The 16,642-nt window shown below is 60.2% G+C and carries 19 protein-coding genes; 11 read left to right on the top strand and 8 right to left on the bottom strand.

Going from position 1 to position 16,642, the window contains the following annotated elements:
- Positions 1–192: 192 nt before the first annotated feature.
- Positions 193–1,260: a sigma-54 interaction domain-containing protein gene (locus tag ACSQ36_RS04785; protein WP_436181085.1), complete on the bottom strand. Its 1,068-nt coding sequence runs from the start codon at positions 1,258–1,260 to the stop codon at positions 193–195.
- A gap of 534 nt (positions 1,261–1,794) precedes the next feature.
- On the opposite strand from ACSQ36_RS04785, the gene ACSQ36_RS04790 reads away from it, so the two are divergent.
- The 9 genes from ACSQ36_RS04790 to ACSQ36_RS04830 all read left to right on the top strand — a co-directional run bounded on the left by ACSQ36_RS04790 (position 1,795) and on the right by ACSQ36_RS04830 (position 8,882).
- Positions 1,795–2,127, top strand: a complete 333-nt coding sequence (locus tag ACSQ36_RS04790; protein ID WP_436181086.1) for a hypothetical protein — start codon at positions 1,795–1,797, stop codon at positions 2,125–2,127.
- Positions 2,128–2,222: 95 nt separating this feature from the next.
- On the top strand, positions 2,223–2,540 hold the full coding sequence (locus ACSQ36_RS04795; RefSeq protein WP_213762612.1) for a DUF883 family protein: 318 nt from the start codon (positions 2,223–2,225) through the stop codon (positions 2,538–2,540).
- 38 nt (positions 2,541–2,578) lie between these two features.
- Entirely contained in the window at positions 2,579–2,839 is a 261-nt protein-coding gene (locus ACSQ36_RS04800) for a hypothetical protein (protein ID WP_213762613.1), read from the top strand.
- A gap of 361 nt (positions 2,840–3,200) precedes the next feature.
- Complete coding sequence (locus tag ACSQ36_RS04805) at positions 3,201–4,607, top strand: sigma-54-dependent transcriptional regulator (RefSeq protein ID WP_436181087.1); 1,407 nt, start codon at positions 3,201–3,203, stop codon at positions 4,605–4,607.
- Positions 4,608–4,961: 354 nt separating this feature from the next.
- Positions 4,962–5,240 carry a hypothetical protein gene (locus ACSQ36_RS04810; protein WP_436181088.1) on the top strand — a complete coding sequence of 93 codons (279 nt, stop codon included), beginning with the start codon at positions 4,962–4,964 and terminating at the stop codon, positions 5,238–5,240.
- A gap of 168 nt (positions 5,241–5,408) precedes the next feature.
- Positions 5,409–5,681 (top strand): hypothetical protein, encoded by a 273-nt coding sequence (locus tag ACSQ36_RS04815; protein WP_436181089.1) that lies wholly within the window; start codon positions 5,409–5,411, stop codon positions 5,679–5,681.
- Positions 5,682–5,880: 199 nt separating this feature from the next.
- On the top strand, positions 5,881–7,323 hold the full coding sequence (gene otsA / locus ACSQ36_RS04820) for an alpha,alpha-trehalose-phosphate synthase (UDP-forming) (RefSeq protein WP_436181090.1): 1,443 nt from the start codon (positions 5,881–5,883) through the stop codon (positions 7,321–7,323).
- Between the two features lie 151 nt (positions 7,324–7,474).
- A complete protein-coding gene (locus ACSQ36_RS04825) occupies positions 7,475–7,825 on the top strand; it encodes a chemotaxis protein (RefSeq protein ID WP_436183088.1) in 351 nt (116 codons plus the stop codon).
- A gap of 175 nt (positions 7,826–8,000) precedes the next feature.
- Positions 8,001–8,882, top strand: coding sequence for a YihY/virulence factor BrkB family protein (locus ACSQ36_RS04830; protein WP_436181091.1), 882 nt, complete (start codon positions 8,001–8,003; stop codon positions 8,880–8,882).
- Between the two features lie 72 nt (positions 8,883–8,954).
- Here the strand turns inward: ACSQ36_RS04830 and ACSQ36_RS04835 are convergent, their stop codons facing one another.
- Positions 8,955–10,439: an RNA polymerase factor sigma-54 gene (locus ACSQ36_RS04835; RefSeq protein ID WP_436181092.1), complete on the bottom strand. Its 1,485-nt coding sequence runs from the start codon at positions 10,437–10,439 to the stop codon at positions 8,955–8,957.
- Positions 10,440–10,924: 485 nt separating this feature from the next.
- Here ACSQ36_RS04835 and ACSQ36_RS04840 point away from each other — a divergent pair, with 485 nt between their 5' ends.
- Positions 10,925–11,257, top strand: coding sequence for a BON domain-containing protein (locus tag ACSQ36_RS04840; protein WP_213762618.1), 333 nt, complete (start codon positions 10,925–10,927; stop codon positions 11,255–11,257).
- Between the two features lie 426 nt (positions 11,258–11,683).
- Here ACSQ36_RS04840 and ACSQ36_RS04845 read toward each other — a convergent pair whose 3' ends face one another.
- Positions 11,684–12,136, bottom strand: a complete 453-nt coding sequence (locus tag ACSQ36_RS04845) for a PA2169 family four-helix-bundle protein (protein ID WP_436181093.1) — start codon at positions 12,134–12,136, stop codon at positions 11,684–11,686.
- Positions 12,137–12,375: 239 nt separating this feature from the next.
- Here ACSQ36_RS04845 and ACSQ36_RS04850 point away from each other — a divergent pair, with 239 nt between their 5' ends.
- Positions 12,376–12,624, top strand: coding sequence for a hypothetical protein (locus ACSQ36_RS04850; RefSeq protein WP_436181094.1), 249 nt, complete (start codon positions 12,376–12,378; stop codon positions 12,622–12,624).
- A gap of 83 nt (positions 12,625–12,707) precedes the next feature.
- On the opposite strand, the gene ACSQ36_RS04855 is transcribed toward ACSQ36_RS04850, so the two are convergent.
- The 5 genes from ACSQ36_RS04855 to ACSQ36_RS04875 all read right to left on the bottom strand — a co-directional run bounded on the left by ACSQ36_RS04855 (position 12,708) and on the right by ACSQ36_RS04875 (position 16,565).
- Entirely contained in the window at positions 12,708–13,313 is a 606-nt protein-coding gene (locus tag ACSQ36_RS04855; RefSeq protein WP_213762621.1) for a hypothetical protein, read from the bottom strand.
- Between the two features lie 95 nt (positions 13,314–13,408).
- Positions 13,409–13,765, bottom strand: a complete 357-nt coding sequence (locus tag ACSQ36_RS04860) for a DUF1488 domain-containing protein (RefSeq protein ID WP_436181095.1) — start codon at positions 13,763–13,765, stop codon at positions 13,409–13,411.
- Positions 13,762–14,394, bottom strand: a complete 633-nt coding sequence (locus ACSQ36_RS04865; RefSeq protein WP_436181096.1) for a DUF4142 domain-containing protein — start codon at positions 14,392–14,394, stop codon at positions 13,762–13,764. Before ACSQ36_RS04865 ends, ACSQ36_RS04860 begins: the two co-directional genes overlap by 4 nt.
- A gap of 130 nt (positions 14,395–14,524) precedes the next feature.
- The gene (locus tag ACSQ36_RS04870) at positions 14,525–15,079 is read right to left on the bottom strand and encodes a type 1 glutamine amidotransferase domain-containing protein (protein WP_436181097.1); all 555 of its coding nucleotides are present in this window, start codon (positions 15,077–15,079) and stop codon (positions 14,525–14,527) included.
- 118 nt (positions 15,080–15,197) lie between these two features.
- Complete coding sequence (locus ACSQ36_RS04875; protein WP_436181098.1) at positions 15,198–16,565, bottom strand: MFS transporter; 1,368 nt, start codon at positions 16,563–16,565, stop codon at positions 15,198–15,200.
- Positions 16,566–16,642 lie beyond the last annotated feature (77 nt).

Consider the following 16,642-nt stretch of genomic DNA (forward strand, 5'->3'; position numbering starts at 1 on the left):
GGAGCGCCCGCGCATTTTGAAGGATGCAGCGAAATGAAGGGCAAAGAAATTTGCAAGAAATTGCAAATGCGGGGAACGTAGTGCGCAAAATGAAAAAGTACCGTGACAAATTCACGGGTGGACGCGTCGATGAGCCGCATCAGGGCCCATCGACTTCATCTACGCAGCGAACACAAAAGGACGCAACGACGCTCAGCTTTCCGCGCCCGTCGACGTTGACGCGTCCCCGTCGCCTTCGTTCTCGTACGTGCCGAGGCGGTTGTACAGCGTCTTGAGGCTCACGCCGAGCGCCTTGGCGGCGCGGCGTTTGTCTCCTCCGCAATGCTTGAGCGTGCCGAGGATGATTTGTTTCTGCGCATCGGCGAGCGGCGTGCCGACCCACACGTTCATCGCATCGCCTTGCGTGACCGGTTTTTTAACCCGCGATGCCAGATGCGGATGCGCAATCTCCACGGTCTTCTCAGCAAGGATGAACGCGCGATACACGGTGTTCTTCAACTCGCGCACATTGCCCGGCCATGAGTACGTGCGCAGCATGTCGAGCGCGCGTTTGCTGAAGGCCTTGTTCGTCCCTTCTTGCGCGTTCATCTCCGAGAGGAAGTGCTGCGCGAGGAATTCGCGGTCGGTATCGCGTTCACGCAGAGGCGGCGCGCGCAACGGAAACACGGCGAGCCGATACATCAGGTCCTCTCGCAAGCCGTTCTCCTTCACCGCCACAATCGGATCGCGATTGGTCGCCGCGATCACGCGGACATCGGAGTGAATCAGGTCATTGCCGCCCACCCGAAAGAACGTGCCCGTTTCCAGCGCACGCAGCAGCTTGACTTGTCGAACCGGTGACATCTCGGTTACTTCATCGAGGAACAGCGTGCCGCCGTTGGCATGCTCGAAGTAGCCGAGGCGTCCCTGCACGGCACCTGTGAAGCTGCCTTTCTCGTGGCCGAAGAGTTCAGGTTCGATCAGGTTATCGGGGATCGCGCCGCAATTCACGGCAACGAACGGGGCTTCGCGGCGGGCGCTCTGATCGTGGATCGTGCGTGCAATCAGCTCCTTGCCCGTCCCCGATTCACCGATGATCAACGCGGTGGCATCGGTGGCGGCCACGCGTTCGATCTGCGAGTACAACTCCATCATCACGGGCGATGAACCGTACAAAAGTCCATACGATTTCAACCCGGCAATTTCACCAGCATTGCGTTTTTTTTGCGATGGCGTGTCGCCGGAGGCGACAGCCGGCGAGTCCAGATCGATTGACGCCATGAGTCTTTGTCCTGCAAATGTTATTCGGGCGACAGCTCGGCCGCTGGGGGAAGACGAGGCGGCGCCGCAGGGCCGAAGCGGTCACGGCCAGTCGGATGGCAGGCCCGTTGTGACTGCCGCTCGGGTAGGCGAAGCATCGTTCGACGGCACCGGTTCCGTCATTTCAGGGACCAGCGCTTGCATGCGGCTTATCTCATAAACCGTATTTAACCATCCGTAACGACTTAGCGCCAATGTGCTTTGCATGCGCCTGGTCCTTTCGGTGCCCTTTGTCGTTGTCCTTCCTCACACCATTGAATACACAAATCTCCACACGAATGGAAACCCCTGCCGCGAGCCGGAAAGCTTCACCGATATCGCCAGGACATTACCTGTCCCGGGCGTAATTGTTACGCGTTTGACGTGGCCAGAGCCGCTGCGCTTTGCACGCAATCGATGGTCATCGCCATGCCGGCATACGCATTGGCCGAGATGGCACGAAACCTGCGACTCGCTTGGCATCTGCAATGAAAGGCCGGTATCCGGCACCAAGCCATGGAAGATTCCCTTCACTTCGACATTCCCGTGCGACCGCGCGCGCGTCCCGTCCGCCGGGCTCGCGCACAGTCGCGCGTGACCGAGCGTCCGGAACTACTGACGGCCGAACCGATCAACCTTTATCACTGGGCCGCCGTCGCGCTGGTGACCGCGTTGATGTGCGTGGTCATGGCTTGCGCTGCCGGCACACCGACGCTCGCGCGGGCGGCGAGCGTCACGAGCGCTGCGTTTGCCGCACTCGGAGGCGTGCTGGTGCTGGGCGCCATGCTACGCGCGATGCGACTGCGGCGCTCGGAACATCAGGCGCCACTCAACACGCGGATATCGTGATGTGGGCGCAGAAGCCGCCACGTCCGGCGGGACATCTATCAGACGTATCGGACACACTGGTCGTCTCAAATGTTAATGGCAAGGGGTTTCATAACATGAGTCAAACCACGGTTCAGATGTCGCTGGGCAAGCAAAAGGTCATCGAAGACATCAAGGTATTGCTGAACGATTCGGAAGAACTTGTGCGGCTTAGTGCATCGTTGCCCGCTGAAGGCGTGGACGCGTTGCGCACGCGCTTGCGGGACCACGTCGATGCAGCGCGCAACGCGCTTGAAACAGCACAATCCAATGCGCAGGAGCGGTATCGCGCCAGTCTGGACGGCACGGTGCAATACACGCGCGACAATCCGTGGCAGGCGTTGGGCATTGCGGCGGGAATCGGCTTTCTGGCGGGCATCCTGGTTTCGCGATAACCGTAACCCCCACAACCGCGATAAACGGAGGAATCACAATGGCACGACCCAAACTCGGCCTGTTCGGTGCATTGTTCGCGATAGGCAGCGTCCTGGCCTGGCGATGGGCACAAGCACAGCGCGACGCTTCAAGACGCAATACGCGTGAACTGAACCGTTGGGAAGATGAGGGCGGCAAGGTCGTCACGCCGGCAAGCGCTTCGGCTGCACCGCCCGTGGCGCCGGTCAAGCCGTCGAACACTCCGGCCAACGGGGCGCTCGGTGGAACCCCGGAAGCATGGCATTTTCCGCATAGCTGATAGAGAGACGAATAGAGACGCCTTTGCCGGGTCCATTGCGCAATCTCAATGCGCGACCGGAACACCAGGCTCATGCGGCAAGAGAGACTATTCGAAACGCACGCCCAGGCGTGCGTTTCATCTTGATAAAGCCTTATAATCGACTCATCCACAGTAATAAGTTCGCTATATGGCAATAATTGCGCGACGCAGTCAGGCGCCATTCGCGAAACCGGAAAGACTTTCATCTTTCGGCGTACTTGAGTTTCTCTCGGTGCCCATTCGGCCTGGCGGCGTACTGCTTTCATAGCATCGTCCCAGAGACCTCCACGACGCTTTCTGCGCCGTGTGACCCTCAACACTTTGGATAAATTCAAGACGCATGCCACACGTATTGATTGTCGATGACGATCCCAGTACCCGCGAGGCACTAGCCGCGATCATCGGCGAAGACGGACTGACAACAGCGACTGCGGGCGATTTGCGCGAAGCGCGGATTCAGCTTGTGCGCCAGACGCCGGATGTCGTATTCACCGACCTCAAGCTGCCCGATGGTTCGGGCGTCGATCTGTTCGAGGACCTTGATCCCCGATCCGGCGTGGAAATCATCGTCATTACCGGACACGCGACGGTGGAGTCAGCGGTCAGCGCGCTCAAGATGGGCGCAACCGACTACCTCGTCAAACCAATCAACATGCAGCGCGTCAAGGCGATCCTGAGCCGCCTGCCGCGTCCTGGCGACCTCAAGGCCGAGATCGGTACCTTGCGTGGCGAGCTGCGCCGCATGGGCCGCTTTGGCCTGATGCTCGGCAATTCGCCCGCGATGCAAACCGTCTATGACCAGGTCGGCCGGGTGGCACCTACGGCGGCGTCGGTATTGCTGATCGGTGAATCGGGTACCGGCAAGGAAGTCGCCGCGCAGACGCTTCACGAGTTGAGCCTGCGTCGCAAACATTCGTTTATTGCGGTGAATTGCGGGGCGATCTCGCCGAACCTGATCGAGTCGGAGATGTTCGGGCATGAGCGTGGTTCGTTCACCGGCGCGGATCGTCAGCACAAGGGTTACTTCGAACGCGCGAACGGCGGCACGCTGTTCCTCGATGAAATCACCGAGATGCCGATCGAATTGCAGGTGAAACTCCTGCGCGTGCTCGAGACGGGCATGTTCATGCGGGTGGGTACAACGAAGGAACTCGAGACCGACGTACGCCTGATTGCCGCTACGAATCGTGATCCGGAGCAGGCTGTGCTTGAAGGCAAGTTGCGGCTTGATTTGTATCACCGGCTCAACGTCTTCCCGATCAACCTGCCGCCCTTGCGCGACCGCGGCACGGACGTGGAGTTGCTTGGCCAGGCGTTCCTCGACGAGCTCAATTCACGCTACAACACCAAGAAGACGTTTCCGGCCGCTGTGCGCGACATGCTCGCGTCGTACCCGTGGCCGGGTAATGTGCGCGAGCTGAAGAACTACGTGCAGCGCGCGTACATCATGTCGGGCGCCGAGTCGGACAGTACCGCGGCTGTGCCGTTGCAGATCTCGCTGGCGAAGCCATCGGCGGGAACGGCCGTTACTATTCCATTCGGCACCTCGCTGGCCGAAGCGGATCGTCAGTTGATCCTCGCCACGCTTGAGCAATGCGGCGGTGTGAAGACGCGCGCAGCGGAGATTCTTGGCATCAGCCTGAAGACGCTCTACAACCGGCTGGTTGAATACGGCGATGACGCCGCGAACAAAGCGGCGATAAGTGAAGCCAGCGAAGTAGGGGACGCCGACACCAGCCGCCGCTAGGTTTCAGCGTTCATGGTTTCATCGTTCATCGCGGCATGATAGCTGGCAGCGGCCGGGTATCACGCGCAGACTGAGTCAGCGCCCGTCTCATTGGGACTTCGAAAGATGTCCGCTTTGGACGGGCGATTTTCGTTGGTGCGCGCGAAAGCAGCGCCGATAATGTCAGAACGCTCATGGGTTGAATGCGAGAGGCACTTGAACCCGGGGCATGGCCCTTGCTGCGACTGAATAGCTTGGCTCGCGGGCGGTCCGGTACCTTGGCCGCAGGCGTCCGAGCTCGAGAGTCCTTGGCCGGATCGGCCGCTGCGCGCGATCCGAACGAGTGTCATCACCAAAAGATCCAGGGAGCCCGCCATGACCGATCTCGCCTCGTTTCAACGCCAATCCCGGAACGTATTGCATGTATGGCAAGTGTTGCGGGTTTCACGATCGCCGCATTTGATGCCGGTCCACGCCCAGACCCCGCAGCCGCCTGACCCGCCCTTTAATCCCGATACACCGCCGTCGCCTCAAGAACCCCCCGACACGATTCCCGATCCGACGCGCGAGCCGCCATCACCACCGAGTCAGCCGATCGGCGATCCGCCACCGGGACCGAACGAAACGCCGCATGTTTCAGGCACGCGGCATTGAGACAGCCGGTGGCGGAAGCATTGAACATATTTCATCGTCGCTGTAGGCATTACAACGCATTAGGCAAGAATGACTGGGTGAGAGCATTGAGTCTGGTCATTCTTGCTGGATTTTGCTGATAATCCGCCGCCGAACCCTTCTCCGACGGCCTTCTTCCTGGAGGCACCCATGAGGCACCCCGCACTCCGTCGTTCAGCACGCCATTCATCGAAGCGTGAGCCGCGGCCCGATCCAGCCAAAATGATCCCACCAGAGGCCGCTGCTGTTCCGGCTGTTCCGGCTGATCCGGCCAGTTCCGGCGACCCGCATTCGTCGCATGACCCCGCCGCGCAGAACCGACCGGCGCCGGGCGTACCGCCGGATGGCGACCATAACCAGGGTGGTATCCGGAAAGAAGGGCTCGATTACCAGCGGGATCTCGGGTCGGAGCAAGACGCCTGAATCGGGTTTGAAGCAGCCGGATTGTGTATGCGCGCCACCATGAAAATCTTCTGCGCGGCGCGCAACGGCCGCGTGTTTTTGTTCGTTTGTCACATTTATACACAATTTTTATTTTCCAAATTGTAAAAAAGGCACGTGTCTTGCATTGCTATTCCGATCAATTCGAACGAGCAACGACAACTGATGAGGTGAAGCAGTAATGAGCAGATTGATCGTGGTATCGAATCGTGTCGCGCCGATCCAGGAAGGCAAACCTGCTGCAGGCGGTTTGGCGATCGGCGTTCTGGACGCGCTGAAGGAGACAGGCGGTGTGTGGTTCGGCTGGAGCGGCGAGATTGTGGGCGAGGCCTCGGCGCCGGTCATCGAGAAGCGTGGCAACGTGACGTATGCGACCGTCGGGCTGACCCGGCGGGATTACGACCAGTACTACCGTGGCTTTTCCAACGCCACGTTGTGGCCGACATTTCACTACCGCAACGACCTGTCGCGCTTTGACCGCGAGGAATATGCCGGTTACGCGCGGGTGAACGAGGCGCTGGCTAAACAGCTCAAGCCGCTGCTCGAACCCGACGACATCATCTGGGTGCACGACTATCATTTGCTGCCGTTCGCGCAGGAATGCCGGGCGGCGGGCATCAAGAATCCCATCGGGTTTTTCCTGCATATCCCGTTTCCCGTGCCTGAAATCCTGCGGACGGTGCCGCCGCACGAAGAGTTGATCAAGGCGATGTGCAGCTACGACGTCGTCGGTTTCCAGACCGAGGCGGACAAGCAGTCGTTTGTGGATTACATCGAGCGCGGGCAGTTGGGGCATTTCAGCGAAGACGGGATGCTGCAGGCGCATGGACGCATGTTGAAGGTCGGGGCGTATCCCATCGGCATTTATCCGGACGCCATTGCAAAGGTCGCCGAGCAATTTTCGAATCGCAAGCCGGTGAAGAGCCTGCGCGATAGCCTGCGTGGCCGCAAGTTGATCATGAGCGTGGACCGGCTCGATTATTCGAAAGGGCTTGCCGAGCGTTTCCAGGCATTCGAACGTTTGCTGCTGCACGCGCCGGGGTGGCATGGGCGGGTCTCGATGGTCCAGATTGCGCCGCCAACGCGTTCGGACGTGCAGACGTATCAGCGCATCCGCCAGAATCTGGAAGGGGAGGCCGGGCGTATCAATGGCCGTTTTGCACAACTTGACTGGACGCCGATCCAGTATCTCAACCGCAAGTACGATCGCAGTTTGCTGATGGCGCTGTTCCGGTTGTCGCAGGTTGGGTACGTCACGCCGTTGCGCGACGGGATGAACCTCGTGGCAAAGGAATACGTGGCATCGCAGGACCCGGCCGACCCGGGCGCGCTTGTGCTGTCGCAGTTTGCCGGCGCGGCGGATCAGTTGCCGGGCGCTCTGGTCGTCAATCCGTTCGACTTGTCGCAGATGTCCGAGGCGTTGGAGCGGGCGTTGTCGATGCCGCTTGCGGAACGCCAGTCACGTCACGCGGACATGATGGCGCCGTTGCGTGAGAACAATCTGTCGGTGTGGCGCGATTCGTTCCTGACCGATCTCCGCAGCGTGGCAACAGCTGCATCGGTCACGAAGAAAGCGGTGAGGCAGGTGACGGAGGCGAAACGCCCGGCGCGCGTAGCGAGCTGAGTGGAGAGCCAAGTACAGAGCCAAGTATCGAGTTAAAAGCCTCAGACGAATCCAGCCCCGCGCCGATAAATCGCTGCGGGGCTTTTTGTTGGCGAGGTCGATGAGGGCGGAACGGGACTTGCGTCGCAGAAGACACGTTCATCAGGAGGCGATCATGAGTGGAAGTACATTGGACCCGGATGAAGAAGGTGGCGTGGAGGCAGGCAAGGGACATGGGACCGGCGCATTGGGCCCAAGCGATTCGTCCGATAGCGGCTCGGATGTGCAGGGCGAGAAGCGTTATCCGGGCGATATCGAGGAAGAACTCGACGCGCATGCGCTCGGCCAGTCCGCAGCCGAGCTGAACAGCGACACGGACCGGTATGGAACGGGCGAGATGGCGTCCGCCGATGGTGACAACAATCTTGAACCCGATTCGGACATCCTGCCGGACGGTGTGGAAGACGAGGCGCGCGCGATAGACGACGAAACCGCCGATCCGGCCAGCGATGAAGACCTTTAGGACGCAAGCGCTGCAAAACGGCGCGCCCGTCAGGGCGTGCGGTTTTGCGTTCAAGAATAATAATAAGAAATACTAAGCAAATAAACGAAAGCGCCGGCGTTAATTCACCGGCACCAGCCAAACCTCAAATCCGCGCTACCATCGCAAAAAGCAAAACTTGCGGGAGCGCCCAGCCTTGAACACAGCAGCAAGAGACCAAAGACTGAAGTCCTTCTGGTCGTGGATCCAGGACCCGATTGTGCAGTGGGCGCAGGACCACGGGCTGATGTTTTCAGCGGCGATCGCGTTTTTTGCGGCGTTCTCGCTGGCGCCGACGCTGGTAATCATCATCGCGGTGGCGAGCATCTTCTTCGGTGCGGATGCGGTCCAGGGGCGTCTGTTCGGCGAAATCGCCGGGATAGTGGGCGCCGACGCCGCGCACGGCCTGGAATCGATCGTCGCCAACGCGTGGCATGCGGACATCGCGACGCGCACCGCGATCTTGTCAGGGGTGGGCGTGCTGGTCGGAGCCTCGGCAACCTTTTCGTCGCTCCACACGGCGCTCAACGTGATCTGGCCTGCGCCCATCACGGGCACCCGGGCCAGCATCATTGCCCTTTTGCGGGTCCGCGCGATTTCTTTCGCGTTCGTCCTGGGCGCGGCCTTGCTGATTGTTGCGTTGCTCGTCCTCGATGCCCTCGTGGTCCTGGTCGGTCAGTGGGTGCTGGGCACGAGCGGGCCGTCCTTCCTGATCGCCGCGTTAGCGCAGCGAGCCATTTCCCTGCTGATGATGGTGCTGGCATTCGCGGTGCTGCTCAAATTCCTGCCCAGCGCGCGCATGCAATGGCGCGATGCCGCGCTCGGTGCATTGACCGCCGCAGTGTTGTTCGAGTGCGGCAAACGGCTCTTTGCGTTCTATCTGCAGCACGCGGGCATGGCGAACACATTCGGTGCGGCGGGGTCGCTCGCGATCATCCTGATGTGGCTGTACTACTCGGCGGCGGTGTTCCTGCTGGGCGCGGAGGTGTCGGCAATGGTCGCGCGCAGGCGCACGCAGCAAGCCTCCGGCTGGCGATAAAAAACGCCCCTGGACATAGTCGAGGAGCGTTTTTTTCAGCCTGCTTTCCAGCCTTCAGGCCGGATCGTCTATTCAACCGCGACGCAACTCCGCCGGCGGCACCTTCATCAAATGGCGATATTTCGCCACCGTCCGGCGCGCCACGATCACCCCCTGGTCTGCAAGCATTTTGGCGAGACTCACATCGGACAGTGGATCGCTGCTGCTTTCCTTCGCGATCATTTCCTTCAGCAGGGCGCGCACGGCAGCGGCCGAGCAGGTACCGCCGCTTTCCGTGCTGAGTTCGCGCGGGAAGAAGTGCTTGAACTCGAAGATGCCCCGTGGCGTGGACATGTACTTGTTGCCCGTCGCGCGGGAAATTGTCGACTCGTGGAGTTCGAGTTCATCGGCGACATCGCGCAATACCAGCGGTTTCAACGCGATTTCGCCGTAGTCGAAGAACGCCTTCTGATGCGACACGATGCATTCCGCCACGCGCTGGATCGTCGTGAAGCGTTGCTGGGCGTTGCGGATCAGCCAGCGCGCTTCCTGCAATTGTTGGGCAAGCGGTGAGCGGCTTGCCCCCGCCGATTGTGCGAACAGTTCGGCATACATGCGATGAATACGCGCACGGGGCAGCACGGCGGGGTTGATCGTCACCACCCAGTTCTTCTTTACCTGCCGCACGATCACGTCGGGCACCACATAGTTGTCTTCAGCCGCACCATAGTTCGCGCCCGGTTTGGGGTCGAGCTTGCGTACCAGAGCACAGGCAATGCGCAGTTCTTCCGCGCTGCAGCCAATCTTCTTCTGCAACTCGGCCTGCTCGCGTCGCGCGAGCCGTTCGAGATAATGGGTGACAATCTCGAGTGCGACTTCGCGTCCCGGCGTTTCCGGGTCCAGCGCGTCGAGTTGCAGCGACAAACATTCGGACAAGTTACGCGCGCCCACACCAGGCTTGTCGAGCGATTGCACGAGCTTCAACGCGATGTTCAACTCATCCTCGGACAACGCCGGCTCTATATCCACGAGCTCCGACAGTTCCTGCAGATCCTGACGCAGATATCCGTCGTCATCGAGTGCTTCGATGATGAGCTGCGCCACTGCGCGGTCGCGATCGTTGATCGGATAAAGCCGCAGCGTGTCGTGCAGCGTTTCATGCAGCGAGGGTTCAATGCGAACCCAGTCGGCCGGGTCGGAGCCTTCGCCATCGCCGTTATTACGCGTCGATGTCCGGCCGAACGGATCGGATGAGAACTCGTTCATGGAGTCCTCATGCGACTGGGAGTCATTGCTCTCCGAGGTGTCGGCGCTACTTTCGGCACTCATGGGGGCATCGACGGGCGCGTTCTGGTCGGTGGGCGCAGGCGTGTCGGCCATGGAGTTGCCATTGTCGGTCGACAGCGCGTTGTCTTCTGCTTGCGTCTCGTCGTACTCAAGGAACGGGTTCGTATCAAGCGCGTTGCGCAATTCCTGCTGAAACTCGAGCGATGAAAGTTGCAGCAGACGAACCGATTGCTGAAGGCGCGGCGTGAGCGCAAGACTTTGCTTGGTGCGTAGTTCGAGGGAAGGCGGCATTGCGTGTTGTTCCTCAATGTTAGGACTTTCGTGGGTCCTTAAGAGCAACAGTCATGCCATGCGCGCCGCAGAGCGCGTGAGCGCTAGGTTTCAATACGATTTTCATTCGCTGGCGCCATGCCGGGGCGTTCGATCGGCCGGCAAATGCGCGCATTTTTTACACGCGCACGGGCAAAAGCACTGCGGATAGGAAGCAGCGCCTCAGGTCTTACGTCGCGGGTAAACATCGCATGGACAAAACAGCGGGTGCGCGTTGCAGCGTACGGTCTCGACGCGGCCTTCAACGTTTCATTTGCCGGTTATCGCGGCCGGCGCGGCACGGTCTTTGCGTCTGACCTTTTACTATCCGTGGGGTCTTGGCGCTGCGGGTATGAAAACGAGCAGGGCTTTGCAGCAAAGATGCTGCGGCCGTACGAGGCGGCCTACGCTCAAATAAGACAGCGGCAACGCCGCAGTTTTTTAAACCAACTAGAAGGAGAATCACGATGAAATCGACCCAAATCCTGAAGGCAGCCGGCAGTATCGCGTGTGTCGTGTTTGCGCTTAACGTCAGTGCACAAACCGCGACGACATCGACAGGCGCCTCCACGTCGATTGGTACCAAGGTCGATGACACGGCAGTCACGACCAAGGTCAAGGCGGAATTGCTGGGCGCCAAGAATGTCAAGTCCACGCATATCCATGTGAAGACGCGTGCTGGCGTTGTGTCGCTGACGGGTACGGTGCCGTCGGCCGAAGACAAGAGCGGTGCGGAAGACGTGGTGTCGAAGGTGGACGGCGTGTCATCGGTGCGCAACCACCTGAAGATTGTAGAGTAAAGGGCCGGTGAAAAACGGACAGCGTGCTCGCTGTCCGTTTTGTTTGTACGTTGGTATCTGGTTGGAAGGGACGCAGTTTTACAGAATAATTAATAAGAAGTCCGAATATATTTAATCTTGATGTAGTCAGCCGCTCGTAACGGACCTGAGGCTTCGCTTGATCCCTATGAACCGGTTCCCGGGGAAGGGAAATTTTCATGAATCAAACAAAAAAGATTGCCTTGCCGGGTGTACCGGCTTTTGCACTCTCAAGCGGCAGGGGTGCCTCGGCTGCTGCAGGCGGGGTTTTCTGACGTCCATCGTCGTTTTGATGAGCATAAAAATAAATATGGATACCGAATTGTTATGCGAATTCATAAGTGAGAATTCAAAAAAATCCGGCGCACCTTTCAGCGCGCCGGCGTGATTTCAGCCTACGACCCGTGGTTACGGCTTGGCAGCAGCGTATTGGTCGCGCAGATCGCGAATGCGGTCGTGATTTTCGATTACACCCTGGTATTGGCGCTCGACCACCGCCCGCACGTCCGCCGGCAGTTCCTTGTCCAACGCGTCACGATAATTTTTCTTCGCAACATCCTCCCCCCGCTCGCATTCTTCGAGGATCGCGTGATCGCTACGATGGGTCACGGCCGACTTGATGTCCACCCAGCCGCGATGTAGCGCTCCACCGACCGTCCCGCTGGTTTGCGGTTTTCCACCCAGCCGCTGGACCACATCCTGCAATTCCTGCGCACCGCGTGCACAGTCCTCGGCGCGGCCGGTAAACAGTTGCTTCAGGGTTGCGTCCTTGGTGTCTTCAGCGGCCTTCCGAAAGCCCTTCTCGCCGTCCTTCGACGTTTCAACCAGATCGTTCAGTACCGATACGATGTTAGTGCTCATATGAACCTCCTTTGAGTAATCGAAGATGGCCCGCGGTCCCCTGATTCCCCGGATCGCGGTCCAAGGGAGAGACGCAACGGCTGTGCCCGATGCTCGCGCGTTCCATGCCAAAGGGCGAATGGTTTTGGGGTTAGCGGTCTGTCATCAATTCAGTAATCGCTACTAGAAAATAGAGCCAATACTTGGCACGTGGCACGGGCTTTGCACAATGACTGCCAAAACTGAATGTTGGAGAAGCAATGACCGTTAATACCCGCGAGTTTCTTGTGTTCGTTGCAATCGTCACATCCGCGATCGTGCTGCAAGTGCGTCAGCACGAGATCGATGGGAGTCTCGCGGCCGCGCATGCGCAATCGACGCATAAAGGCCTTTGCAACCCGGCGGCGTCAGCATTGATGAACGGTCCCCAGCGCGCGAGTTGCGAATCGACGAATGATATGCGCGGCACAAGTGCGCCATCGAGAGCACGGGTTCAACTATGGGTGTAATTCGTAGCTTTCCTAAACATGTGAGGTAAATCAGGCCGCTCGCCGAGCGGCCTGATTTACCTCGACGCCTGACCTACCCAACCTTACGCACGCGGTTCCGCGAATTCCCGAACCGGCTCCGGTGGCTTGACCGGATCGAAGTCGGCCCAGCGGCCGTTTCGCCATTGACCCGATGCACGCTCGACTTCCATGCCGCCCGCATCGCGAAGAATGGCTGCTGCTTGCGCCTGCAATTCCGGGCCGACATGCACCGCGACGACAACGCCGGAATGCCTCGCGTCAAGGGCATTAGCCGAGCCATGATTTTCGGTGCTGGTCGAATCGGCGGCCGGCCGTTTGCCGGACTGCGCATGCGCCATTGCGCCAGCTAGCGATCCGACATAGGCCCCTGCCCCGGCGGCGAGCACCGCCGCCAGCCAAGGGGTTTTGAACAACACAAAAACGCCTGCGCCCACGATCGCGCCGATCACCGCGCCGATCGTGACACCTTTGCCCGCTCCCTTGCCTGCCTCTTTCGCCCCGGCATCTGCGTAGTGATCGCCGCCCGTGGCGAGCCGTGCGTGCTGTCCGCTCGGCGCCACGTAGAAAAGCGTCACATCCTCTTCGAGAAATCCGCTCGCAAAAAGACGTTGGGCTGCGGATTCGGCTTTGGGAAAGGTTTGAAACCGTCCTGCAATGATCAGAGACATGAGGACCTCCGGGAAGCGTTTATTTCAATGAACCGCCTCAATGAACCGTGCGAATGAACCGCACCAGTGAACCAATGACGGATGGAGCGCGCTGCTCATTCCGGCTCCATGCCCGCCACGCGGAACAGTCCGCTACGTAATACGACGCCCTCTCCGCCATTGCTGTCAAGCGCTTCGGCGCACACCGAGCGGATCCTCGCGCGGCCCCGTTCGAACGCCGCGAGCAGGTCGTCCTCTCGTGCAGACGCAGCGCCGAAATGATCCTCGAGCGCTTCGGCGGAAATGGAACATATCACCGGTTCACCGTCGATCAGCGCGGCGAAATGAAGGGCGAAATCGTCGCCGTCGTAGGTGGGCGTGGCGTCGGAAAACTGGATATGCATGGTCGAGTCCTCATAGGCTGGCCGAGGTTGCGCAACGGTCGAGGCGAGCGCAGCGGAGGCGGCCGTCATGATGTCACGCCCTTGAGTCTGGCGAGTTGCTGTGCCATTGCATAGTGATGCTTGATAATAGGAAGCGCCCTGGCGGCAAGGTTTTTGAGTGGCGTGTTACTGCCGTCCTTGCTCTCGGTACTAAAGACGGCCACTGCTTTCCGATGCCCGTCCACAGCCACCTGTGCAATGTAAGCCTTGTCGAAGTCCGCGCCGTGCAACGACTCCAGGCTTCCCGTTACTGATGCATCCGCGCTCGGCGCCGCGGTAACGCCTTGCCGCTTCGCAACAATATCGAGGTTGCGCGCGAGCCGGGTGTGATCCGCGATCATCCGTTGCGCGAAGCTCTTGACCTGCGCATCAGATGAATTCGTCAATGCCAGCTTGCTGGCCGCGATTTCAGTTGCGCCCGCCGTGCCGGCGTCCTGCACGAACTGCTGATCGGCCGGCGACAATTGGGCTTGGGAAAAGTGGGAGGCGGCCAAAGGCGCGGACGCCGCATCGGACGGCGCAGGCGTCGCCGCGCCGTCCGACCCTGGGCGTGCCGGCGCTACCGCGTTGCCGTTTTGCGCGCTCGCATTCACCGATGCAAAACTTGCGCTCAGTACGAGCGCTGCGATCGTGCCAGCGCCCAGGCAGCGCCGTGACATTCGTAGCCCCTTACCAGGATGCAAAGCGTTCAAACTTTGGCGAATATTCGTCGGCATCGATTTCGTCATTCGGTTCTCCGTAGCGAATCAGAACAATCGGAACAATCGGAAACAACCTGGAATCCCGCACTCAGGCTGCTTTCTTTCGCTCGCTGAGCGCTTCGATAATGACTTTGTTGAACGCAGGAAGATCGTCGGGCTTGCGACTCGTGATGAGATTGCGATCGCGATGCACTTCTTCATCGACCCATGTGCCGCCGGCATTGCGGATATCGTCCTGCAGGGTCGGCCAGCTCGTCAGCGTGCGGCCCGACACAATTCCCGCCGAGATCGGCAGCCAGCCGCCGTGGCAGATCACGGCGATGGGTTTGCCGTCCTTATCGAACTGCTTCACGATGTGTTGCGCCTTCGCATCGACGCGGATCGCATCTCCGTTGACCACGCCGCCCGGCAACACGACTGCGTCGTAATCGGAGGCACGCGTCTGGTCGAAGGTGGCGTCGACCTTGACCTTGTCGCCCTTGTCGGTGTGCACGAAACCCTGGATCTGTCCCGGCTTTTGCGAGATCACATCGACTTGTGCACCGGCTGCCTTCAGCGCCTTTTGCGGTTCGACCAGTTCGGCTTGCTCGAAGCCATCGACAGCGAGAATTGCGACCTTGTAACCATTGAGGGAATCAGCCATGAAATACGCTCCTTTATGCATTGAACGAACCGGCTCCGGTGTTCGGAGCCACGCTCGTTCAATTCAGCAAAGGGTGTGCCCAGGTTCCTGTAAGGCAGGCAAGCAGGGCACGTCGGCTTCAGGCTGTCGCGGGCGTCTTGCCGCGTGAAATCCGCATCAGGCTGACCATGGCCGCTGCGGCTGCAAAGCCCGCCGCGACGATCAGCGTAATGGTCGTACCGTGCTGCGGCGCAATGCCGAAGATCAGCGCAACGAGCGCCGCGCCGAGCGTCTGTCCCGAGAGCCGCGCGGTGCCGAGCATGCCGCTTGCGCCGCCGCTGCGATGACGCGGCGCCGACGACAGCATCTGGCGATTGTTCGGCGTCTGGAACAATCCGAAGCCCAGGCCGCACAGCGCCATGCGCCACGCGATATCGACGGGTGCGGGATGTGCGCCGGTTGTCGCGAGCAGCAGCAAGCCGAGCATCATGAGGGCCAGCCCGACGCCGCCGAGCACGCCCGCCGAATACCGGTCGGACATCATGCCGGCGAGCGGCGCGATGAAGACGATCACCAGCGGCCACGGCGTCATCAGAAAGCCAGTCAGGACCTGGCTCATGCCGAAGGTGTTCTGCAGCAGGAACGGCAGCGAGACGAACGCCAGCATCTGCGCGGTGAACGAGCAGAAAGACGTGAGGATCGACAGCGCGAACACCGGGATTCGCAGCAGATCGACAGGCAAAAGCGGCGAGGCCTGCGTCAGTTGCCGCCGCACGAAAAAATATCCGACCACGCCGGCCACGAGAAACTCGGCGAACACGTACGAACGATGTTCGCCGTGACCGAGCCCATCGACGGCGGTGATCGCGAGGCCGAACACCGCCGCGTTCATCAGCGCGCTGAGATAGTCGTAGGGTTGCCGGTGTCCCGGCGTGCGCGGCAGCGCTTTCCAGCCGGCCGCGTACGCAGCGATGCCGATCGGCACGTTGATCGCAAAGAGCCACGGCCACGGTGCGATCGCGAGAACGCCGGACGCAACCGTAGGTCCGATCACCGACGAGATCGCCACCACGGAGGCGTTGATGCTGACGCCGCGGCCGAGATGCTCGCTGGGATAGATCATGCGGATGAGGGCCGTGTTGACGCTCATGATGCCCGCTGCGCCGAACCCTTGTATCACCCGTGCAATGGCAAGGGAGGTCAGCGACCCGGAGAGCGCGCAGCCGAACGATGCGATGGTGAACAGCGCGAGTCCCGACATGTACACCCGCCGGTAACCGATCCGGTCACCGAGCGAGGCGAGCGGCAGCAGCGAGACCGTGATGGCGAGCTGATACGCGTTGACCACCCAGATCGAGTCGGCGGGACTGGCGTTCAGATTGCGGGCGATGGTCGGAAGCGCAACGTTCGCGATAGCGCCGTCGAGTACCGCGAGAGTAATGCCGAGTGCTACGACCAGGATGGCCCAATAGCGCTGGGGAAGAGGAAGACCTTGGTCTGCGTCCATCGGTAGGGAAGAGGAAGGGGGCCGCGAAGTGTAAGGCTCGCGCCTTTCAGACGGTTTACTTGAAAACGCGTTCAACA

The organism is Caballeronia sp. LjRoot34 (genome assembly GCF_964253815.1).
Lineage (GTDB): Bacteria > Pseudomonadota > Gammaproteobacteria > Burkholderiales > Burkholderiaceae > Caballeronia.